Below are 20,603 nucleotides of genomic sequence, written 5' to 3'. Positions count from 1 at the left end.
TGGATCAGCCGTACTTCGCCCACCACGTGTGCAGTTCGTCGATGGTGGCCGGATCGCCGAAGACGTCGCTGAGCATCAGTTTTTCCTCGTTGGTCCAGATCACGTTCGGGTGGTTCTTATAGGTGCCACAAGCGATCATGCCGGCGGTCACGTTCGGTGTCCTGTCGTAATGCCAGCCGTCCGGCGACGGTCCTTCCCCGGGGCAGTTCATCAGATCTACCGCGGCGATGTCGTCGTTGAAGGCCTTTTTGAGCGCGTCCAGAGTCGGGAACAGTCCGTAAATGGCGCGGCTGGGGCCGCCCTGGTTGGTGTTCTGCCCGCAGTTGTACATGGCTGTCGCTCCGGTCCAAACGCTGTCCGGCTTGGGACTGGTCGGTGTGCACGTGCCGCTGGCGTAGCCGGACGGCAGATAACTCATCAGCCTGCTTTGCGGGTCCCCGGCCGGGGTGGTTGTCGCCGGGGAACTCGGGGTCGTCGGCCTGGTGGTGGGGACGGAGGTCGTGGTGTCCGCCTTCGGGGTGGAGTCCGGTCTGGTCGCCAACCAGATCCCGATGGCGGCGACGACGAGAACGACTACCAGGGCGGCTGCGCCGGCCACGATCGGCCACGGGTTGCGCTTGCGCCGTGCGGGCTGATTCCAGGGTGCCGGGCTCCCGGGCTGTTGTGGTGGCGTGCCCGGTGGCGTGCCCCCCCAGCCGCCGCCTTGGTAGTACTGCGGGACCGGGGCGGCCTGGCCGGCGGCCGGAATGGGACCGCTCGCCGGTGCCCACGCGGGCTGCCCGGTCGGGCTCGCCTGTGGCAACGGCCCCGAACCGGCCGGCTCCGGGTACTGCGGCGCCGGTGGCGGCGTCGCAGCAGCAAGCGTGGGCGGCTGGGGCGCAAAAGCGGTGCCCGGCAGGGTCGCTTCCTGGCTGCGGCGCAGGATGTCGGCCGCATGGTCTTGATCGGGGTCGCTGAGGGCGTCGTGGGCGGCCCGGGCGAAATCGCCGGCGCTGGCGTAGCGGTCCTCAGGCCTCTTGGCCATGCCGCGCGCGATCACGGCGTCCAACCCCTTGGGTATCCCCGAGCGCGCGGCGCTGGCCTGCGGCACCGGATCCATCAGGTGCGCGGTGACCAAGGTGGACGCACTGTCGGCGCGATAAGGCGGGGAGCCGGTCAAACATTCGTACAGCACGCACGCCAACGCGTAGATATCGGCGCGGTAGGTCACCTCGTCGTTGGAAAACCGTTCGGGCGCCATGTATTTCCAGGTGCCCACCGCGGTGCCCAATTGGGTCAGCTTCTCGTCGGTGGTGGCGCTGGCGATGCCGAAGTCGACGAGGTAGGCGAAGTCGTCGCGGGTGACCAGGACGTTGGGCGGTTTGACGTCGCGGTGCATCACCCCGGCGGCGTGGGCGGCGTCGAGGGCGGAGGCGACCTGGCTGATGATGGCCACCGCCCGCGGCGGGGTCAGCGGACCGAAACGCTTGAGCAGGGTGTCCAGGTCGGTGCCCTCGATCAGGCGCATCTCCAGGTACATCTGCCCGTCGATCTCGCCGTAGTCGTGGATGGGCACCACATGGGGTTCCTGCAACCGACCGGCGGTGCGGGCCTCGCGCTTCATCCGCTCGCGAAACACCGGGTCCTTGCTGAACTCGGCGGTCATCAGCTTGACCGCGCACGGCCACTCCTTGACGGTGTTCTCGGCTTCGTAGACCTCGCCCATACCGCCACGGCCCAGCAGCCGCTTGAGGTGGTAAGGGCCGAACATCGACCCCACACGCGAGTCTGGCGCCTCGCCCATCGCTGATCCTCCCTCGACCCAACCCGAATTCCGCCGACCCTATCAAGCGGGCCCGACGTATCGCAGCGAGTGCGACCATCGGGCCCGGCAACCCGTGACGGTAACCATGACGGTAAGCCCTCGCCAACCCGACCGCGCGAAAACAGGGCTTATCCGTCCGCGGGTGACCGGGCACCGGTTGCCCCGTCGGTCTTCGGACGAACACGGTCGGCCACGACGGCGTCCGGCTATCGCCGCGCGCTGGCCGGGCGCCGGGCCGTGCGGTCACCGTGCGGCGAAAAGCCCTGGCGCAGTGCGACACTGAGCCGGCACCCGTCCTGTCGAGCCGGCTCGTCGCGGGTCAAAGCGGTTGCGACACAACTTTGCTGCCGCCAGGCTAGCGATTACGCCGGACAGCGATCTGAAAGGTGAATTCGTGGTCGCAGATACGGATGTGATCGCCATCGTTGAGCGTGGCGGCGCCGCGGATCCGCTGGTGCCCTACGTGCACGCCGTTGGATGACCGGAGGTCGTTGATGATGTAGTTGGTCCCGGTATCGATGATGACCGCGTGATGGCGGCTGACCTTTGCGCTGTCGAGCACGATGTCGTTGTCACTGAGACGGCCGATACGGGTTGCCGCGGTGCGAAGAGGGTGGTCGTGCCCGGTGGCGATGTCGTGCAGGCAGGCGACGGCCTGCTGTCCGGTCACCATGGTCCGTTGGTCGAGCACGGTGACGGTGCCGACGGCGGTGGACTTCGCGTTCATCTTGGCGTCCAACGGTTCCTGGCGCAGGATGCGTTCGTTGAGACCGCGCAGAGTCGGGCCGGGGTCGATGCCGAGATCCTCGGCCAGGGTTGTCTTTACCCGCCGATAGGCGCCCAGCGCGTCGGATTGCCGATCGGTGAGGTAGTAGGCGGTGATCAGCTGCGCCCACAGTGGTTCGCGATACGGGTGTTCGACGGTGAGCGCCTCCAGTTCGGTGATCACCTCAGCGGCGCGGCCGCAAGCGATCTCGGCTTCCGCTTTGGCGGTGTGGGCGAGAATCTTGTCCTCCACGAGCGCGGTGGCGAACGCGTCGACGAACTGGAAGTCGCGCAGGTCGTCGAGCACGGGCCCACGCCATTCCCGCAGTGCCGCAGCCAAATGCCGGCTGGCCTGTTCGAATTTGCCGGCAGCGGCCGCGTGTACTCCAGCGGCTTTCTCCGCGATGAATCGCCCTAGATCGCAGCTGTTTTCCGGGATGCTGAGCCGGTAGCCCGGGGGTGCTGCGGCCAATATCGCCCGGGGGTCGACCCCGGCGCCGCTGAGCAGCTTGCGCAGGTTGGACACGTAGGAATGAATGCTGGCCCGGGCTCCGGAGGGAGGCCATTCCTCCCAGAGGGCGGTGATCAGCGCGTCGACCCCGACTGGTCGGTTGCGGTTGATCACCAGCATGGCCAGCACCGCCCGCTGTTTTGGGGTGCCGGTCGGTACCAGGGCGTTGTCGATGCTCATCTCCAGCGGTCCCAGCAGCCCGAATTCGAGACGTTTGCCCGTCATCGCGTTACCAGCCATCCCGGGTCCTCCGCGGCTTCATCTGCGCCTCATCTGCCTAGTGTCAAGCAACCATCATCAACGGTCATTGTGGTACGAAGTTCGCCGATCCGGTACGAACCAACGGCCCGGGCACGTCGATCCCGTCGCGCCGCCGGGCCGCAAACGCCCGTCCATCGGTGTCCTCATAGCGAATCACCGTGTGGCCCTTGGAGACTCGTGATCGGCGGGCAGCTCACCGGGTGCACGGCGGCTGCCCGTCGCCGTGGTCGTGGGTCAGGTGCCGGTGGTGACGACCATGAAGTCGTGGCTGGTGGCCCATGCCTTGATGAAGGTTTCCATCGGGACCTGCTCGTCGCGGCCTTGCTTGGTACCGCTGTCGTTGAGGTGCACGATGCCGTTGGCGGTGTCGACTCCGGTGACCACCACCGCGTGGTCGGAGCGCGGATTGCCGTCGCTGTCTTTGTTTTCGATCGGCTGACCCCAGATCATTTCGGCGTTGAGGCTGACGATGACCTTGTGGCCGCCTCCCAGGTACTGCTCGAGCGCTTCCATGCCCGTCGGGATGCCGGTTTGCGGGGCGTCGTCGGTGTCGGTGACCTTGGCGTCGACGCCGTAGTGCGCCAGCAGGGCCGGCACGTCCCACATGCTGGTGCCCATGCCGGAATTCGGGTTCGAAGGGTCGGCGGGTTTGATGTAGATCGAGCCGGGGTGGACGGTGCTGGGTGTCGACTGGGCTACCTTGACGATCGCCCTCTCCGAAGGTTCCTTGCCGGTGATCTGACCGATCACGTCGGCGCTGGACATGATGACGCAGTCGTCGTATTTCTGGTAGCGCCACCACTTGGCGGCCGCCGCGGGGTCGCCGTACATCGTGCCCATCGCCGCATCGGCCGGGACAGCCAGTCCCAGTGCCAGCGCGCCCGCGAAGGTGGCGGCGATGGCGGTCTTGGCGATGGTGGAGATCTTCATCGGTGTCTTTCCCTTTTCTTGTTCTCTCGTTCCGCCACCGGCGGAAGGGGCGTTGAGAAAAGGTTCCGATGACGGGCTTTTCGTTATCTCTATGAATCCTTGAAGTGATCTACCCGGGCATTTCGGGTATTCGGAGCCGCAAAACACGCTTGGCGGGCAGCCGACCCGCGCTATGCGTCGGGTGGCTGCCCGCCACAGAAGTCACTCGTCTGGACCAAGGGCTACTTGTGTGTTTCCTGGGTGACGGTCATGAAGTCGTGACTGGTGGCCCACGCCTTGACGAACGTCTCGAGGGGGATCTGCTCGTCGCGACCGTCCGGATTGCCGCTGTCGTTGAGGTGCACCACGCCGTTGGCGGTGTCGACGCCGGTGACCACCGCTGCGTGGTCGGCCCGCGGCTGGCCGTCGCTGCCCTTGTTCTCGATCGGCTGGTTCCAGATCATCTCGGCGTTGACCCCGACGATCACCGCGTGACCGCTGCCCAGGTACTGCTCGAGCGCGTCCATGCCGGTGGCGAGACCGGTCTGTGCGGCGGTGTCCGAGTCGGTGTTGAGGCCGTGGACTCCGTAGTGCGCCAGCAGCGTCGGCAGGTCCTCCGGGTTGGTGCCCATGCCCGAGTTCGGGTCGTTCTTGTCGGTCGGCTTGATGTAGATCGAGCCGGGGTGGCTGGTGCTGGGCGTCGACTGGGCCACTTTGATGATGGCCCGCTCTGAAGGCAGCTTGCCCGTGATCTGACCGATCACGTCGGCGCTCGACATGATCGCGCAGTCGTCGTAGTTCTGGTGACGCCAGTACTTGGCGGCCGCGGTCGGGTCGCCGAACATGGTGCCGCCGACGGATGCGTCGGCCTGGCTGGCCAAGCCCAGTGACAGGCCGGCGGCGAGTGCGGCGGCGACGGCTGCCTTGGCGACGATGGAGATGTTGACGGTCTTCATGGCCGGGTCCTTTCTCAATTCCGCTCCGGTGGAGGGGCTGTTGAGAAAAGGCTCTGATGGTGGCCTATTCGTTATCTCGTCGAATTCTTGGAGTGACCTCGGGCCGCGGCCCGACCGTGCGGGGGTGCGTCAGTTGCAGGCCCACGTGTCGATGTAGCCGCCGTCGAGTTTGCTCAGCGCGTCTTTCATGGCGGCGCTGAGGGTCGGGCCCGTGCCGCCCTTGTAGTCGCGGTCTTTGGCGGCGACGGCACCGCAGGCGGTGAACGAGGTGAGCACCTTGCAATCGGAATAGCCGCACGATTTGACCGCTGTGGCTTCGGCAGCCGCCTTGGTGGGGTAGGCCCACGACCGGCCCCACGACCCGTTGCTGGAATAGGCGATCGCACCGTAGGAATCGGTGGCGCGTGCCGCGGGCGCCGGCACCACGGTCGCCGCCGTTGTTGCGATGGCCGCGATGGTCACGATGACAACCGTCAGCCGGGCGACCGTCACGGCGAACCGGCGCCGATGGGGAACCATCATCGTCATTGGTGAATCCTTTCCGAGCGTCGGCGGTCCGGCCGGATCAACATGCCGTGACGCCATCCGCCAATGGCTAGACCGGTTTGGTAGCGGTGACCTGTTTGCCCCAGTCGGACATTGTCAGTGTCACCGAGGTGTTCGGGGCCGGGACGATCTGGATTTGCACGAGGTGTGAGGACCCGTCCGAAGCGGTCCACACGGTGGTGGGCACCGTGGAGACGTCCTCGGTGGTCAACCGTGAGCCGGCCAGCGTCGCGATGTCATCGGCCCTCGATTTCCCGGTGATCTTGGTGGTGGCCACGCCGTTCACCTGCTGGGAGCCGGCCACCGACGCATCCATGAGGTTGGCCAGCACGTTGGCCAAGCCCTTGTCGGGGTCCAGCAGCACCGACACGTTGTAGATCGAGGCGCCGTTGCCGAAGTCGGTGTACATGCCGGGCTGGCCGAGGTCGGAGTAGAGGTGACCGTCGACATAGACGAATTTGACGTCCTGGGTGTCCTTGCCGACGAGCATCGTCGCGCTTCCGGTGGCGACGGTCTGCGGTGTGGTGGATACATCGCCGTCGAGCTTTGTCACCCGCAGGTTCGGCACGTCACCCTGCACGGCAAGGCTGAGGTGCACGCCGGTGACCTTGCGCATCACGTCGGTGGCCTGTTTGAGCAACCTTGCCGCCTCCCCGCTGGTGGCGGTTGCCGTAGCGCTTGACGATTTGGCGCTGGTATCCGGATGCCCGCAGCCGCTGATCGTCAGGGCGACGGCGAGTCCGGTGGCCGCGGCGGCGACAACGCTTCGACGCGCAAGCTTCATCGACATCTCCTTAGTCAGCCCGCAGTTGCTCAAGCCGAACTTCGAGCTTAGTGAGCCCGGGGTTACGGCCGGCCGGTCTGGGTCCAGGTACCTCGCCGCGGCTGACTGTCGCAGAATGCGCGATGCGGGGATCCCGGTTCTCGGGATCCCCGCATGCTGTGTGGGAGTCGATCAGGTGAGCTGGCTGGCGTACTGCGGGCAGTAGTACTTGGTTGCGTAGACGACGTAGTACGCGGCCTGCTTGGAGGTCAGGTTGGTCTGGCTGAGGATTTCCTTCGCAATCTGGGCTCCGGTTTCGCCGGCCGCCAATTCGGTGCAGACCTGGTGGCCCCCTTCGACCGCCGCCTGAGGTGAGCTGAACGTAACGCCAACCGACTCCATCTGCGAGATGAATGCAGCGTCAGCTGCGGTGGTGGCCGAGGCGACGCCGGCGGTGGCGACGGCAAGCCCGACGGCGGCGCCGCCGACGGCGGTGGCCAGGACTGCGGTGAGGCGTGCTGAGAACATTGGTGAGGTCCTTTGCTGAGTGCTGTGGGTTTCCTGCTTGGTGACCTCAGCTTCGGATCGACCTCTTGGCGAATTCTCAATAACTTCTTGATAACTTGCCGGCACCGGTTCGCCCGGCTCGGCGAGGTTAGGCCTGGGTCATCGCGTAGTAGGCGCCGCGCCGGGCCAGCAGTTCGGCGCGGTTGCCTTGTTCGACGATCCGTCCGTCTTGTACGACCATGATGCGGTCGGCATCGCGAATCGTCGAAAGTCGGTGAGCGATGATGAAACTCGTTCTGTCTCGGCGTAGTTCGCACATCGCTTGGGCGATGAGGAGTTCGGTGCGGGTATCGACCGAGCTGGTGGCCTCGTCCAGGATCAGCAGCTGGGGGCGGGCAAGAAACGCACGGGCGATGGTGATCAGCTGCTTCTCACCGGCGCTGATGTTGCTTCCATCGCCGCTGATCCGGGTCTGATAGCCGGCCGGCAGGCTACGCACGAAACGGTCGACATGCGCCGCCTTGGCGGCTTCGGTTATCTCGTGGGGCGCGGCGTCCGGCCGCCCGTAGGCGATGTTTTCGGCAATCGTCCCGTCGAACAGCCAGGTGTCTTGCAGCACCATGCCGATCCGTGACCGCAGTGCTTGCCGGCTCATCGCGGCGATGTCCACGCCGTCGATCAGGATCCGGCCGGAATCGACCTCGTAGAACCGCATCAGCAGGTTCACCAGCGTGGTCTTGCCCGCGCCGGTCGGTCCGACGATCGCCACCGTGCTACCCGGTTCGGCCACCAGCGACACGTCCCTGATCACCGGGTGACCGGGGTGGTAGGCGAAGCTCACGTGTTCGAACTCGACGCGGCCGGGCCGGCTCGGGCCCCGGACCGGCTTCGGGCCCCGGATAGCTGACGTCGGCGCCGGCTCCGGCGATTCTTCGGCCTCGTCGAGCAGCTCGAACACCCGCTCGGCGCTGGCCACCCCCGATTGCAGGGTGTTGTACATCCCGGCCACCTGGCTCACCGGCGTGTTGAATTGGCGGACATATTGAATGAAGGCCTGGATACTGCCCAGCGTGATGTGTCCGGTGGCCACCTGCAGGCCACCCACCACGGCGACGGCGACGTAACCGAGGTTGCCGATGAACGTCGTCGCCGGCCCGACCAGACCGGACAAGAACTGCGCGCCGAAGCTGGCCTGGTAGACGTCGTCGTTGAGCTTGCGGAATTCTTCTCGCGCGGCGGCCTGGTGGCCGAAGGTCTTGACCACCGTGAAGCCGCTGTATGTCTCTTCGATGTGGGCGTTGAGGCGCCCGGTGCTGGTCCAATGCGCAACGAACAGTCCTTGCGAACGTCGCGTGATCGCCCGCGTCACCAGCAGCGACAACGGCACGGTCAGCACCGTGATCAGCGCCAGCAGCGGCGAGATCCACGCCATCATGAAGAGCGCGCCCAGCACCGTCAGCATGGACGTCACCAGCTGGCTGATCGTCATCGACAGCGACGACTGGACGTTGTCGATGTCGTTGGTGACCCGGCTCAACAGCTCGCCGCGCTGACGTCCGTCGAAGTAGGACAACGGCAGCCGGTGCACCTTGTCCTCGACATCGGACCGCAACGTCGTTATGGTCCGCTGCACGGCCACGTTGAGCAGCCGGGCCTGAGCCCAAATCAACAGCGAAGCAACTAAATACAGTGCCAGTGCCAGCGCCAGGGTGCGTCCCACCGCGCCGAGGTCCACCCCCTGGCCCGGCACCACATTCATCCCCGACAGCAGGTCGGCGAACGCGTTGTCACCGCGGGCCCGGGCCGCCGCGACGGCCTGCGCCTTGGTGATGCCGGCCGGCAGCCGTCGCCCGATCACGCCGTTGAACAACAGGTCGGTGGCATGGCCCAGGATTCGCGGAACGACCACGCTGATCGCCGTACCGGTGATACCCAGCGTGATCACCGCAAGGCTGAGCCGGCGTTGCGGCGCCAGCCGTTTCACCAGGCGCGCCGCCGAACCCCAGAAGTCCTGCGACCGCATGGTGGGGGCCGGCGCCGCACCGCGTGGCCGCTGGTTCATAGCCATGGTCACGGGAACCCCCCGGCGCCGACGGTCACCGACTGCGAGACGGCGAATTCGGCATAGGTGGGGCAGTCGGCCAGCAGGGCTTCGTGGCTGCCCGCGCCGACGATCCTGCCGTCGTCGACGACGATCACCTGGTCGGCCTGGCATGCGGTCGAAACTCGTTGGGTGACAATGATAATGGTTGACGCTGCGGCCACCTCACGCAGTCGCGAGCGAACGCGGGCCTCGGTGTGCACGTCCAGGGCCGAGAACGCGTCGTCGAAGAGGTAGATGGCGGGGCGGCGAATGACGGCCCGCGCGATCGCCAGCCGTTGGCGCTGCCCACCGGAGAAGTTGATCCCGCCCTGGCCGACGCGCATCTGCAGGCCGTGCGCCGCCACGAAATCGTCTGCTGCGGCGACGCGCAGTGCCTCCCACATCTCCGCCTCGGTGACCGACTGGTCCGGGGTCGTGCCGTAACGCAGGTTGTCGGCGACGGTGCCGGAAAAGAGGTAGCCGCGCTGCGGCACCAGACCGATTGCAGTCCACAGTCTTTCGGTGCGGTAGTCGCGGACGTCGATGCCGTCGATCAGAACGGCGCCGCCGGTGACGTCGCGCAGCCGGCAGATCAGCGAGACCAGGGTCGACTTGCCCGAGCCGGTGCTGCCGACGATCGCGGTGGTGGCACCCGGCCGCGCGGTCAGCGAGATATCTTGCAGCACCGGACAATCAGCGCTCGGATAGGTGAACGTCACACGGTCCAGGCGGACCACGCCGGTGATCCCGTCGGGCGGGAATGTGGGATTTGCCGGTTCGCCGATGGCGGTGCGGGTGGACAGCACCTCGGTGATGCGTTCGGCGCACACGGATGCTCGCGGCAGCACGACCAGCGTCATCGTCGCCATCAACACCGCCATCAGGATCTGGGCGAAATACGACAGGAAGGCGCTCAGCGAGCCCACCTGCATCTGGCCGTTGTCGATGCGCAGGCCGCCGAACCAGATCACCGCGACGCTGGACGCATTGATGGTCAGGGTGGTCACCGGCAGCATCAGCGCCTGCCAGTTACCCGCTGCCAGTGCGGTCTTGGACAGCGCGGTGTTCGCCCGGGCGAACCTGTCCCGCTCGAAGCCTTCCCGGGTGAAGGCGCGGACCACCCGGACCCCGGACAGTTGGTCCCGCAGCACTCGGTTGATGCCGTCGATCAGGCTCTGCATGCTGCGAAACAACGGCAGCAGGTGGGTCATGATCCAGTAGTTCGCTATCGCCAGCACCGGGACGCTGACCAGTAGCAGCCAGGTCAGTGCGGCTTCCTGGTGAATTGCCATGAGAATGCCGCCGACGCTCATGATCGGCGCGGCGACCAGCACCGTGGCCGTCGTCTGCACCAGGAACACGATCTGGCGCACGTCGTTGGTGCTGCGGGTCAGCAACGTCGAGGCGCCGAAACGGGCAGTCTCTCGTTCGGAGAAGGTGACAACGTGTTCGAACATGGCTGAACGCAGGTCGCGGCCGAAGCCGGTCCCGGTCCGTGAGCCGACGTAGAGTGCGCCGACCGCGCACAGCGCCTGTAATCCGGTGACGCCGAGCATCACCACGCCCAGCCGGACGATGACGGTGGTGTTGCCCTTGGCGACTCCATCGTCGATGATCGCGGCGTTGACGGTGGGAAGGTACAGCGAAGCCAGGGTGCTGATCAGCTGCAACAGCATCAGTACCGCGATCAGCCGACGGTAGGGCCGCAGGTACTGGCGCAGCAGTGCCAGGAGCATGGGGTAACTGTCGCACACCGCGACTGCCCGGCACCGGCGCCAGGTTCGCTCGTAAGACCGAAATGCCTGATCAGCGAGCGTGTTGGTGGTTGACCTCAGGGGCTGCGGCTACAGTGCATGCTGTGACCGGCAGGAGAAGAGGTACGCGGTGCGGCGCAATGTGACGACGCTGGTGTTGGCGGCGTCGGCCCTGGTGGCTTTGACGCCCGCGATCGCGGCGTGTTCCAGTTCCGGCGCCAACCAGCCGGGTGCGACGATTTCGTCGACGCCCGGCAATGCCGAGGGCAAGCACGGGCCGTTTTTCCCGCAGTGCGGCGGCATCAGCGATCAGACCGTGACCGAGCTGACCAGGGTCGGCGGGCTGATCAACACCGCCAAGAACTCAGTGGGCTGCCAATGGCTGGCGGGCGGCGGGATCATGGGACCGCACTTCTCCTTCTCCTGGTATCGCGGTAGCCCGATCGGGCGGGAGCGCAAGACCGAGGAACTGTCGCGGGCGAGTGTCGAGGACATCAACATCAACGGTCACAGCGGCTTCATCGCGATCGGCAACGAGCCCAGTCTGGGCGATTCGTTGTGTGAAGTGGGGATCCAGTTCCAGGACGATTTCATCGAGTGGTCGGTGAGCTTTAGCCAGAAGCCATTTCCCCCGCCGTGTGACGTCGCCAAGGAATTGACCCGCCAATCGATTGCGAACGCGAAATGAGACGTGTTCTGGTCGGTGCCGCCGCAGTGATCACCGCGCTGATTTTCCTGGTGGGTTGCACGAGGTCGGTTTCCGGCACCGCCGTGAAGGCGGGCGCGGGCGGAGTGCCGCGCAACGACAATTCCGAAAGGCAATATCCGAACCTGCTCAAAGAATGTGAGGTCCTGACCACCGACATCCTGGCCAAGACCGTCGGTGCAGATCCGCTCGACATCCAAAGCACATTCGTGGGCGCGATATGCCGGTGGCAGGCGGCCAACCCGGCCGGTTTGATCGACATCACCCGGTTCTGGTTCGAGCAGGGCAGCCTGAGCAACGAGCGCAAGGTCGCCGAGGGTCTGAAATACCAGGTCGAGAATCGCACGATCCAGGGCATCGACTCGATTGTGATGCGGACCGGAGATCCCAACGGCGCGTGCGGTGTGGCCAGCGATGCGGCGGGAGTGGTCGGGTGGTGGGTCAATCCGCAGGCGCCCGGTATCGACGCCTGCGGGCAGGCCATCAAGCTGATGGAGTTGACGCTGGCCACCAACGCCTGAGTCGGGGGTTGCGGCCAAAACACTTCAGGTGCAACGTGTTCGGTGGTCGTGTGTAGGCGCTGAGACCTGATGGATCCTGTGCTGTTGCGTACAGTCTGCTGTCAGACAGCCCGAACTGCGAAATGCCAGATCAGCACGACATACGCTCGGTTTCTCGTAGTCAGCGACGACCGGGCGGGAGACAGCGATGTCGTTTCTGATAGCTGCGCCAACGGAATTGGCGCATGCGGCCGCGGACTTGTCGCTGTTGCCTCTGCGATCGGTGCGGCCAACGCGGCCGCTTTCGCCCCGACCACGACCGGTGGTGGCTGCGGCTGCCGACGAAGTGTCGGCCCAGATTGCGGCATTGTTCGCTCACCACGGCCAGAGCTATCAAGCAGTGAGCGCTCAGGCGGCGGGGTCACGCACAGTTCCTTGATGCCTTGACTTCGAGCGCGGGCTCATACGTGCCGGTGGAGCCGGAGGGGCAGGCGGTGCCGGTGTTCTGCCGTCCGGGCGCCACAAACGACGCCTCCGCGGGAGGCCGCGGCGCCAGCGGCGCCAGCGGCGGCACCGGGGGCACGGGAGGCAACGGCACCGCTGGCGGGACTGGCAAGTCCGGCAGCCACGGCTAACGCGTTATCAGTACCACGGCAGACGCCACTTTCGGTGGTCTAGGCCTGCCGCGGCACATGGAAGGCGACGAGTGCCGCACCGGCGGGTTGCAGGTCCGCCCAGGCGCCGAAGACTCGCAGTACTGCAATCGCCGACGTCGGGAACTTCTCCGAAATACGTTGTGCAGCTGTGGAGTTGGTGCCATCCGCGGCTGCCAATATCAGGGCCAGCGCCGACATCGTCGGCTCGTGCCCGACTACGAGGAGAGTCATGACCTCGTCGGCTACCCGGTTGATCTCCTCGACCACAATGCCAGGTCTGGCGCCGTAGAGCCGCTCGGCGTACCGCACCGGCGCATCGATGCCGGTGCGGACCAACGTCTCTCGGGTCCGAGTAGCCGTCGAGCACAGCACACTGTCGACCTTCGGCACATTGGCGCGCAACCAGTTCCCGGCCAGCCCGGCCTCGCGGACACCCCGTGGCGCCAACGGCCGGTCGTGATCGGCAACGCCGTCCGGATACGTCGACTTCGCGTGTCGCATCAGCACAAGGGTGCGGCGCTGCGCATTCATTGGGCTCACGTTAGTGAGTCGGGACAGTGGGTGGTTATGCCGCATCCTCCTCGTCGTCTCCGTCGCGCAGGAGTTTCTCCGGGTGATGGAAGGTGTTGGTTCTGGGCTGCCCGTGCTCGAGATGGGCCGGTGGTATCCATTCGGTGTCGCCGCGGGCGTTTTTGCGGGTGGTCCAGCCGCTGTCGAGGAGTTTGTGGTGGGGTCCGCAGGCCAGGGTGAGTTGGTCGATATCGGTGCGGTGCGTGGTCGCCCACTCCCGCACGTGGTGGACCTCGCAGCGATAACCCGGTACGTCGCAGCCGGGTGCGCTGCAGCCACGATCCTTGGCGTACAAGACAATTCGCTGCCCCGGCGACGCGAGGCGTTTGGCGTGGTACAGCGCCAGGGGTTTGCCGTTGTCGAAGATCGCCAGGTAATGAATCGCCTGGCGGGCCAAGCGGATCACATCCGACATGGGCAACAGGGTGCCACCGCCGGTGAGCGCCCTACCTGTGGCGGCTTCGAGGTCGTTGAGCGTGGTGGTCACGATGATGCTGGCGGGAAGGCCGTTGTGCTGGCCGAGCTCGCCGCTGGCCAGCAAGCCGCGCAGGCCGGCCAGCAGGCCATCGTGGTTGCGCTGGCCTTCCGAGCGGGTGTCACGCTGCGCGGCTTCCTCAGGTGCCGGGCCGTCCACCACCGGGCTGTCGTCGTGCGGGTTGCACATGCCCGGAGCGGCCAGCTTGGCCAACACCGCGTCCAGGCTGGCGCGCGCTTCCGGGGTCAGCCAGCCGCTGATGCGCGACATCCCGTCAAGGCCCTGCTTGCCCAGGCTCAGGCCGCGTCGCCGTGCCCTGTCCTCATCGGTGAAAGTGCCGTCGGGGTTGAGGCAGTCCATCAGCCGCTGCGCCAGCTTGGCCAATTGGTCGGGACTAAACCGGGTGGCCAGCCGGGCCAGATGGGCCTCGGCCTTCTCCCGCGTCTCGAGGTCCACACCGGCGGGCAGCTGGCGAAAGAAGTCGCGGATCACCCGCAGCTGGGCCGCGCCGATGCGCCCGTCCCGTTGCGCGGCAGCGGTGGCGCTGAGCTGCGGCGCCAACGGCTCACCGGTCAACGCGCGGCGCTCACCGAGCTCGGTCGCCTCCGCCACCCGCCGGCTGGCCTCCGCCCGCGTGATCCGCAACCGGGTGGCCAACGCCGAAGGCAACCTACCACCCAGCTCCTCCTCGCTGGACTGCTCGGCAATCTGGTTGATCAGCGAGTGTTCGATGCTGGGCAGCTGACGCCGCGTCGTCTCACAGTGCTCCAGCAAGACCAGCCGCTCAGCAGTGGTCAACGCGTCGAAGGAGAGCTCGAGCAACTGCGTCATTGCCGCCTTGAGCGCAGCGAAGGCCGAGATGACATCTTCCCGATTAGTCGAACGCATGTTCGAATACTATCGCCGGCCACCGACAGACTCGTCGGCGAACGAAAACTCGCTCGAGCCCGTCGCCGAAGGTGCGGATGGGCGGCGCCGCGGCGCGGGTGATCGCCTCGACTATGCGATGACTTTGCGAGCGGGACCGGTGAGCCGCCGTCGGCCGAAGCGCCTAATTCGGCGACCCGCGCAGACGCGTATGTAGACGCGCTGCGCAACTCGCACGATGAGCCATTTCGCTGATGTTTGCGATCGGCGCGTCTCCGCATGCTGGCTACCATGAGCGAAATCGACTGGAGCGACGTGAGCATGAGCGAGCTACCAACCGGAACGGTGACGTTGCTGCTGGCTGACGTTGAGGGCTCCACGCGGCTGTGGGAAACGCACCCCGACGAGATGGCGGCCGCTATCACCCGCCTGGACCAGGCGGTGTCCGAGGCGATCGCCGCCCACGACGGTGTCCGGCCGGTCGAGCAGGGCGAGGGCGACAGCTTCGTGATCGCGTTTGCGCGCGCCTCCGACGCGGTGGCCTGTGCGGTGCAGTTGCAGCGCGCGCCGCTGGCGCCGATCAGGCTGCGCATCGGGGTGCATACCGGTGAGGTGCGGCTACGCAGCCAAACCAGCGGCGACGGCAACTACGTCGGGCCGGCGATCAATCGCACCGCACGGCTGCGCGACCTGGCCCACGGCGGCCAGACGGTGCTGTCGGGGACCACCAGTGATCTGGTCATCGATCAGCTTCCGGCCGACTCGTGGTTGAGCGATCTCGGCAGTCATCCGTTGCGCGATCTACCCCGGCCCGAGCGAGTCGCGCAGCTATGTCATCCCGACTTGTGCAACGACTTCCCGCCGCTGCGCACACCCGTCACCATGGCGACCCACAATCTTCCGGTGAATCTGACGAATTTCGTTGGCCGCCAAGCTGAAACGAGGAGCCTGCAGGATGCCCTCGCCGATAGTCGGCTGGTCACCCTGACCGGAGCGGGTGGCGTCGGTAAGACGCGGCTGGCGGTGCATGTCGCCGCTCTGATCGCCAACAAGTTCCGTGACGGCGTGTTCGATCGAACTGGCGGCTGCACGAGTGCGGACGATGTCGCTGACGGAGATCGTCGACGGCCTGCATGACCGATTCCGCCTGCTGACCGGTGGTTCGCGCACCGCGGTGCGCCGTCAGCAGACGTTGCGGGCCTCGGTCGATTGGTCCCACGCGCTGCTCACCGACACCGAACGCCGCCAGTTTCGCCGGCTCGCGGTGTTTCTCGGTGGCTTCGACCTGGACGCCGCGCAAACGGTCGCCGGAGCCGACGACATCCAGCGTTACCAAGTGCTCGATCAGCTCACCCTGCCGGTGGACAAGTCGCTGGTGCTCGCCCAAAACACAAGTGGCCGCACGCGATACCGGCTGCTGGAGACCGTCCGCCAGTAAGCACTGGAATAACTGAGCGAATCCGAAGAGGCTGACGCCGTCCGGGCGCGACACCGCGACTACTACACGTCGATGGCTGGGAGGCTGAGCCAGATCCTTGCCCAGCAGTCGAATACGGCTGTCATGCAGGGTGACCCGTCCGCGGCCCAAGCGACCGCCGAAGAGGGGTGTGATGTCGCCGACGCCGTCGGCGACCGGTTCGGCGCGCATCAATGTCGCCTCAGTCTCGGATGGGCACTTCTGATGCGGGGGGACCTGGTCGATGCGGTAGCACAATTCAGCGCTGTGGTGGCCGATTGCCAAGCGGCCCACGATGAGTTTCTCGCGGCGTCTGGCCTCATGGGCCTGGGTGTTGCGCACGCGCAGCGGGGCGAGGTGAGCGCCGCAGGCGCGGCGGCGGAAGTGGCGCTGGAGGCCGTGGCGGACCTCGGCGAGTATTTCCTGGGATTGGGGTACGTGGCGTCAGCGCAAGCGGCGCTGGCCGGGGGCGATGTGGCGGAGGCGCAGGTCGCTAGCGACGCGGCTTGGCGCTGCCTCAGCGTGGCTACGCCCAAGATGGCGGTGGCGCAGCGCGGCTTCAACGCCGTCGAAGCCGCGCGGGTACTGGGTGATCTCACCGCGGCACGCTCGTGGGCCGATGACGCCGTCGCCGTGGCGACCGGCTGGCACCGGGTGGTGGCATATCTGGCTCGGGCTCGGGTGGCAACGGCGCAGGGCGTGCCAGACCAGGCCGGACACGACGCCCACGACGCCCTCACGTGCGCAGGGGACAGTGGCGTGTACCTACACCTTGCCGACACCCTCGACTGCCTGGCCGACCTCGGCAATGACACTGACAGTTGGCTAGCAGCAAGGCTTTTCGGCGCGGCCGATGCCTGTCGCCGACGGATGGGTCAGGTGCTGTTCAAGATCCACCAAGCCGACTACGAGTCTTCGGTGGCCGGACTGCGAAACGCGATGGGCAACAACGACTTCGATGCCGCATGGGTATAAGGCGCGACCCTGAGCGCCGAAGAGGCAATCGGCTACGCCCAGCGTGGCCGCGGCGAACGCAAACGTGCGTCTAGCGGCTGGGAGTCGTTGACCCCGGCCGAACTCGACGTTGTCGGATTGGTCACCGAAGGTCTGGGTAACAAAGACATCGCCGCCCGGCTCTTTCTGTCACCACGTACGGTGCAGGCCCATCTGACGCACGTCTATACCAAGCTCGGTCTCACCTCCCGGGTGCAGCTCGCTCAAGAGGCGGCCCGGCGTTCTCAGTGATGGGTTGATACATCGCTCTGGGCGTCGACTAAGCTGCCGCGTCCGCTGAAATGCTTGTGCGAGAACGGACAAAGCCACATCCGACAGTATCCATGGTCGCCCGGGATTAGGGCAGGCCAGCCGCCCGACTGACAGCTGACTGGCGTGCGACCTCGGCTCCAGTGTGAGATGTTTCGTCAATCCGCGTATAGCGCAGACGGGAGGATCCGATGGCGTCCAGTGGGCGTTTCGCGGCGCGCGTTCGGCGATCAGGGACGCGCGCGCCGCACCGGTCGTGGCCATACCTGGTAGCCGGTGCGGCACTAGCCATGCTCGGCGCGTGTGGGGTGACGGTGCTTGTGATTGGCCCTCGCGCAAACTCATCGACGAGTCTGGCGTCGCGAGCGGATTGGGTTCTGGCTGGCGCGCTTCCGTCGAGTGACGACTTTCCGGCGGACTGGGGGTATAGCCTGTCTGGGTGGTTGCGCCGCTCGTCGCTCTCGGAGACCACTGCCTCGAGCACCGCGCCGCAGCTTGGCCCGCGAGCCGTGTATGAACCGGCGCAGTGCACTAAGATCCCGCAACTGTTGACCCATTCCGGCGCGGCACTCGCCGCGGAACTGGACGTCGACCGCTACACCCAGCTGATTGCCCGCGATGCTCGAATCTGGGATTGGCCGGCGACGGGGGAAACCGACGAGCACGGCCCCAATGCGCATTTCGAAATCTCGGTGGTTCCCGACGGTCCGCAGCGCATCGCCAATTACCTGGATTGGCTGGGCCGATGCGGGTCCTACCAGGTGACCAACTACGACTTCAATGGGCGATTCAAAGATCACCGCTCGGCCACCACGGTGCTGCAGGACCACTGGACCGACGACGCCGTTGTCGCCGCCGTGGTCACCAGAACATTTGTCACCGCCGACAGTCACGAACCACCGGCGACCTATCTCGTCAGCTACTACGCGTTGCGTGGCGTCATCCTGGAATGCTCCGTCCACATGGAAACCACCGGGGATCGCGAGCTGGTGCAGCGCCGTGCCGCCGAAACGCTGCACAGGCTGCGCGCGCTATGAGCGGCACATCCGACGACGGCAGGTCTGCGGGCGCTCAACGGGATTCGCGCGCGCCGCTTTTCATGGCCGCGCTGATGTGTTTGGTCGCCATCGCGGCGGTACTGACTACTGCGCCTGTCGCGCTGCGACATTGGCGACCAACCGTCCAGTCGCTGGCCCCGGGACTGGCGGTGCTGTCTGACCAACAGCTGGCCGACCTGCTTCCCAAACCCGCCGACTTCCCGACAACGTGGACCGTCGACACCAGGACCGGCGCCGACAGGTTCGGATACTTCAGGACCCAACCGTTCCATAACGGTGACCTGGACTACGATCCGCCCGAATGCGCCAACATCAATGACCTGGCTCCCGGCATCGCCGGCGGCGCCGAAATCGCGGGACGTGATCCCGCCGATCGGCCCGAACGTTTTGGCCAGCATCCTGACGTCCGCCTGCAAATCGGCCGCGAGTTCAACCAAAGCGGCTTTGACGCGATGACCGCCCGGATGTCCCGGTGCTCACGATTCACCTTCGCGGACACCATAAACCACACGGTGCATGTGATCGAAGACGCGCGCTCCGCTCGCGGGCTGCGTCTCTTCCGGATCTCGGTCACCACTGTTTTCGGAGGCTCCGCCAACGCCGCCAGGGCGCAATACCTCTCCTTCGCGCAGCTGTCGAACCTGGTGCTTATCGGTGACGCGACCACAAGCAATCAGCATGTCCTCGACGTGCTTTTCGAAAACACCCTGCGCCGCATCCGCTCCGGCTGAATGTGGGCCGTGGGAGCAGATCAGCTTCTGGCTGGGCACGCCCCTGACCGGTCACCGCACGAGCACCGAAAACCCGCTCTGGCACCCGAGATTGACAACCGATGTCCGCGCCGGCCAGCTTTCCTGCGTCGCCGACACTACCGGCCCAAACGGCGAGCGCGGAGGCGTTCGCGGAGGCGTTTGATAATCAGCGCTGATCGACACATCGAAACCGGGTCTTGGACGGCTCGCCGCCCGCGCGGGGATCGTAACGGGCAGCAATCCACTGCGATCTTCGATCCAGGAGTTGAGGAGAATGAAATGCTCACGCAGACAAGCGCACACGTCGCATCATTGATTGACGGTGAAATTGTCGAAGAGTCCGACCTCGGTTCCATCCAGCGGCTGACGGCCGACACCTTCCCCATCCTGAAGGGCCTGTCGATCAAGCGGCTGGTGATCAACCCGGGCGCGATGCGGACGCCACACTGGCACGCCAATACCAACGAACTGACCTACTGTGTTTCGGGCACCGCTCTGGTCTCGGTGCTCGACACCGGTAGCCAGTTCGCCTCGTTCGTGGTGCATGCCGGCGACATGTTCCACATCGACTCCGGTTCGCTGCACCACATCGAAAACATCGGCACCGACGTGTGCGAATTCGTCATCGCGTTCCGCAACGAACGGCCCGAGGACTTCGGGCTCGGGGCAGCGTTTGGCGCCATGACCGATGTGGTGCTCGGCAACACCTACGACCTGCCGGCTTCGGATTTCGCGGCGATGCGCTGCAGCACCACTGACCGCGCCCTAGCCGCCCGCGCCGGGGCACCGGATGTTCCTGACACGGCGTACTTCAACGACCCACACAGGTTTTCTGTCGATGCGATGACTCCGCCCGTGAGCATGGCGGTCGGCTCGGCCAGGACCGCGCGGCTGCAATATTGGCCGGTGCTCGAAGACTTATCGATGTACTCCCTACGAATCCGCGAGGACGGGATGCGTGAGCCGCACTGGCACCCGATCACCGCCGAGATGGGCTACGTCAACTGGGGCTCGGCGCGCATGACCGTGATGAGTCCCGGCGGCGAGCTGGACACCTGGTACCTGCAGCAGGGCGACGTCTACTTCATTCCTCGCGCCTACCCGCACCACATCGAGGTCGTTGACGCCCCGGAAATGCACTTCTGCATCTTCTTCGACCAGCCGACCCCCGGCGACATCGGCTACCGGACGTCGGTGAGTGCTTACTCGCGCGAAGTGCTTGCGGCAGCATTCAACACCCACCTCGAGGACCTGCCCGACTTCCCGTTCACCAAAGCCGACCCGCTGATCGTCAACCGGCTCAACCCACTCGATGCCCACGCTCTAGGGGAGCGCTGAGAGCACGTCCGCCGCTGCACGATTCGGTGCCCGCCGCACCTGCTGCGGCCACTGCCGCCACGCGACGTCAGTCAACGCCGTCGAGCAACTCGAAGACCTCGCC

At 65.9% G+C, this 20,603-nt stretch carries 18 protein-coding genes and 1 pseudogene; 8 read left to right on the top strand and 11 right to left on the bottom strand.

Features of this window, described 5'->3' with window-relative positions; genetic code table 11:
• Positions 1 to 4: 4 nt before the first annotated feature.
• The 9 genes from EET10_RS20485 to EET10_RS20445 form a co-directional block, all read right to left on the bottom strand.
• A complete protein-coding gene (locus EET10_RS20485) occupies positions 5 to 1,783 on the bottom strand; it encodes a serine/threonine-protein kinase (RefSeq protein WP_099187582.1) in 1,779 nt (592 codons plus the stop codon).
• A 376-nt stretch (positions 1,784 to 2,159) separates the two neighbouring features.
• On the bottom strand, positions 2,160 to 3,320 hold the full coding sequence (gene embR, locus EET10_RS20480; RefSeq protein ID WP_063466438.1) for an ATPase/transcriptional regulator EmbR: 1,161 nt from the start codon (positions 3,318 to 3,320) through the stop codon (positions 2,160 to 2,162).
• Between the two features lie 255 nt (positions 3,321 to 3,575).
• Positions 3,576 to 4,271, bottom strand: a complete 696-nt coding sequence (locus tag EET10_RS20475) for a C39 family peptidase (RefSeq protein WP_099187580.1) — start codon at positions 4,269 to 4,271, stop codon at positions 3,576 to 3,578.
• Between the two features lie 221 nt (positions 4,272 to 4,492).
• Positions 4,493 to 5,206 carry a C39 family peptidase gene (locus EET10_RS20470; protein WP_036400425.1) on the bottom strand — a complete coding sequence of 238 codons (714 nt, stop codon included), beginning with the start codon at positions 5,204 to 5,206 and terminating at the stop codon, positions 4,493 to 4,495.
• 129 nt (positions 5,207 to 5,335) lie between these two features.
• Entirely contained in the window at positions 5,336 to 5,734 is a 399-nt protein-coding gene (locus tag EET10_RS20465; RefSeq protein ID WP_051490344.1) for a DUF4189 domain-containing protein, read from the bottom strand.
• A gap of 67 nt (positions 5,735 to 5,801) precedes the next feature.
• The gene (locus EET10_RS20460; RefSeq protein ID WP_036400750.1) at positions 5,802 to 6,536 is read right to left on the bottom strand and encodes an LppX_LprAFG lipoprotein; all 735 of its coding nucleotides are present in this window, start codon (positions 6,534 to 6,536) and stop codon (positions 5,802 to 5,804) included.
• Positions 6,537 to 6,707: 171 nt separating this feature from the next.
• Positions 6,708 to 7,043, bottom strand: a complete 336-nt coding sequence (locus tag EET10_RS20455) for a DUF732 domain-containing protein (protein WP_063466441.1) — start codon at positions 7,041 to 7,043, stop codon at positions 6,708 to 6,710.
• 127 nt (positions 7,044 to 7,170) lie between these two features.
• Positions 7,171 to 9,090 (bottom strand): ABC transporter ATP-binding protein, encoded by a 1,920-nt coding sequence (locus EET10_RS20450; protein ID WP_122502438.1) that lies wholly within the window; start codon positions 9,088 to 9,090, stop codon positions 7,171 to 7,173.
• 2 nt (positions 9,091 to 9,092) lie between these two features.
• Positions 9,093 to 10,841 (bottom strand): ABC transporter ATP-binding protein, encoded by a 1,749-nt coding sequence (locus EET10_RS20445; protein WP_036400423.1) that lies wholly within the window; start codon positions 10,839 to 10,841, stop codon positions 9,093 to 9,095.
• Between the two features lie 148 nt (positions 10,842 to 10,989).
• Between EET10_RS20445 and EET10_RS20440 the strand changes: the two genes are divergently transcribed.
• The 4 genes from EET10_RS20440 to EET10_RS30285 all read left to right on the top strand — a co-directional run bounded on the left by EET10_RS20440 (position 10,990) and on the right by EET10_RS30285 (position 12,700).
• The gene (locus EET10_RS20440; protein WP_036400420.1) at positions 10,990 to 11,547 is read left to right on the top strand and encodes a DUF3558 domain-containing protein; all 558 of its coding nucleotides are present in this window, start codon (positions 10,990 to 10,992) and stop codon (positions 11,545 to 11,547) included.
• The gene (locus EET10_RS20435; protein ID WP_036400417.1) at positions 11,544 to 12,086 is read left to right on the top strand and encodes a DUF3558 domain-containing protein; all 543 of its coding nucleotides are present in this window, start codon (positions 11,544 to 11,546) and stop codon (positions 12,084 to 12,086) included. The genes EET10_RS20440 and EET10_RS20435 overlap by 4 nt, the downstream gene beginning before the upstream one ends.
• Positions 12,087 to 12,273: 187 nt before the next feature.
• Entirely contained in the window at positions 12,274 to 12,504 is a 231-nt protein-coding gene (locus tag EET10_RS32410; protein ID WP_122502437.1) for a PE family protein, read from the top strand.
• Positions 12,505 to 12,508: 4 nt separating this feature from the next.
• Positions 12,509 to 12,700 (top strand): hypothetical protein, encoded by a 192-nt coding sequence (locus EET10_RS30285; protein WP_218028479.1) that lies wholly within the window; start codon positions 12,509 to 12,511, stop codon positions 12,698 to 12,700.
• Between the two features lie 39 nt (positions 12,701 to 12,739).
• On the opposite strand, the gene EET10_RS20425 is transcribed toward EET10_RS30285, so the two are convergent.
• Complete coding sequence (locus EET10_RS20425; RefSeq protein ID WP_036400415.1) at positions 12,740 to 13,252, bottom strand: SixA phosphatase family protein; 513 nt, start codon at positions 13,250 to 13,252, stop codon at positions 12,740 to 12,742.
• A 34-nt stretch (positions 13,253 to 13,286) separates the two neighbouring features.
• The gene (locus tag EET10_RS20420) at positions 13,287 to 14,654 is read right to left on the bottom strand and encodes an HNH endonuclease signature motif containing protein (protein ID WP_036400413.1); all 1,368 of its coding nucleotides are present in this window, start codon (positions 14,652 to 14,654) and stop codon (positions 13,287 to 13,289) included.
• Positions 14,655 to 14,954: 300 nt separating this feature from the next.
• Between EET10_RS20420 and EET10_RS20415 the strand changes: the two are divergent.
• The 4 genes and pseudogenes from EET10_RS20415 to EET10_RS20400 all read left to right on the top strand — a co-directional run bounded on the left by EET10_RS20415 (position 14,955) and on the right by EET10_RS20400 (position 20,500).
• Positions 14,955 to 17,334: pseudogene (locus EET10_RS20415) on the top strand (LuxR C-terminal-related transcriptional regulator).
• Between the two features lie 566 nt (positions 17,335 to 17,900).
• Positions 17,901 to 18,389, top strand: coding sequence for a hypothetical protein (locus EET10_RS20410; RefSeq protein WP_244602026.1), 489 nt, complete (start codon positions 17,901 to 17,903; stop codon positions 18,387 to 18,389).
• Complete coding sequence (locus EET10_RS20405; protein ID WP_051490315.1) at positions 18,386 to 19,141, top strand: hypothetical protein; 756 nt, start codon at positions 18,386 to 18,388, stop codon at positions 19,139 to 19,141. Before EET10_RS20410 ends, EET10_RS20405 begins: the two co-directional genes overlap by 4 nt.
• Before the next feature lie 300 nt (positions 19,142 to 19,441).
• Positions 19,442 to 20,500, top strand: a complete 1,059-nt coding sequence (locus EET10_RS20400) for a cupin domain-containing protein (protein ID WP_036400407.1) — start codon at positions 19,442 to 19,444, stop codon at positions 20,498 to 20,500.
• Positions 20,501 to 20,603 lie beyond the last annotated feature (103 nt).

Source organism: Mycobacterium pseudokansasii (assembly GCF_900566075.1).
Classification (GTDB): Bacteria; Actinomycetota; Actinomycetes; order Mycobacteriales; family Mycobacteriaceae; genus Mycobacterium; species Mycobacterium pseudokansasii.
The sequence above is the reverse complement of the archived record's forward strand: the minus strand, read 5'-3'. Positions and strand labels throughout refer to the sequence as shown.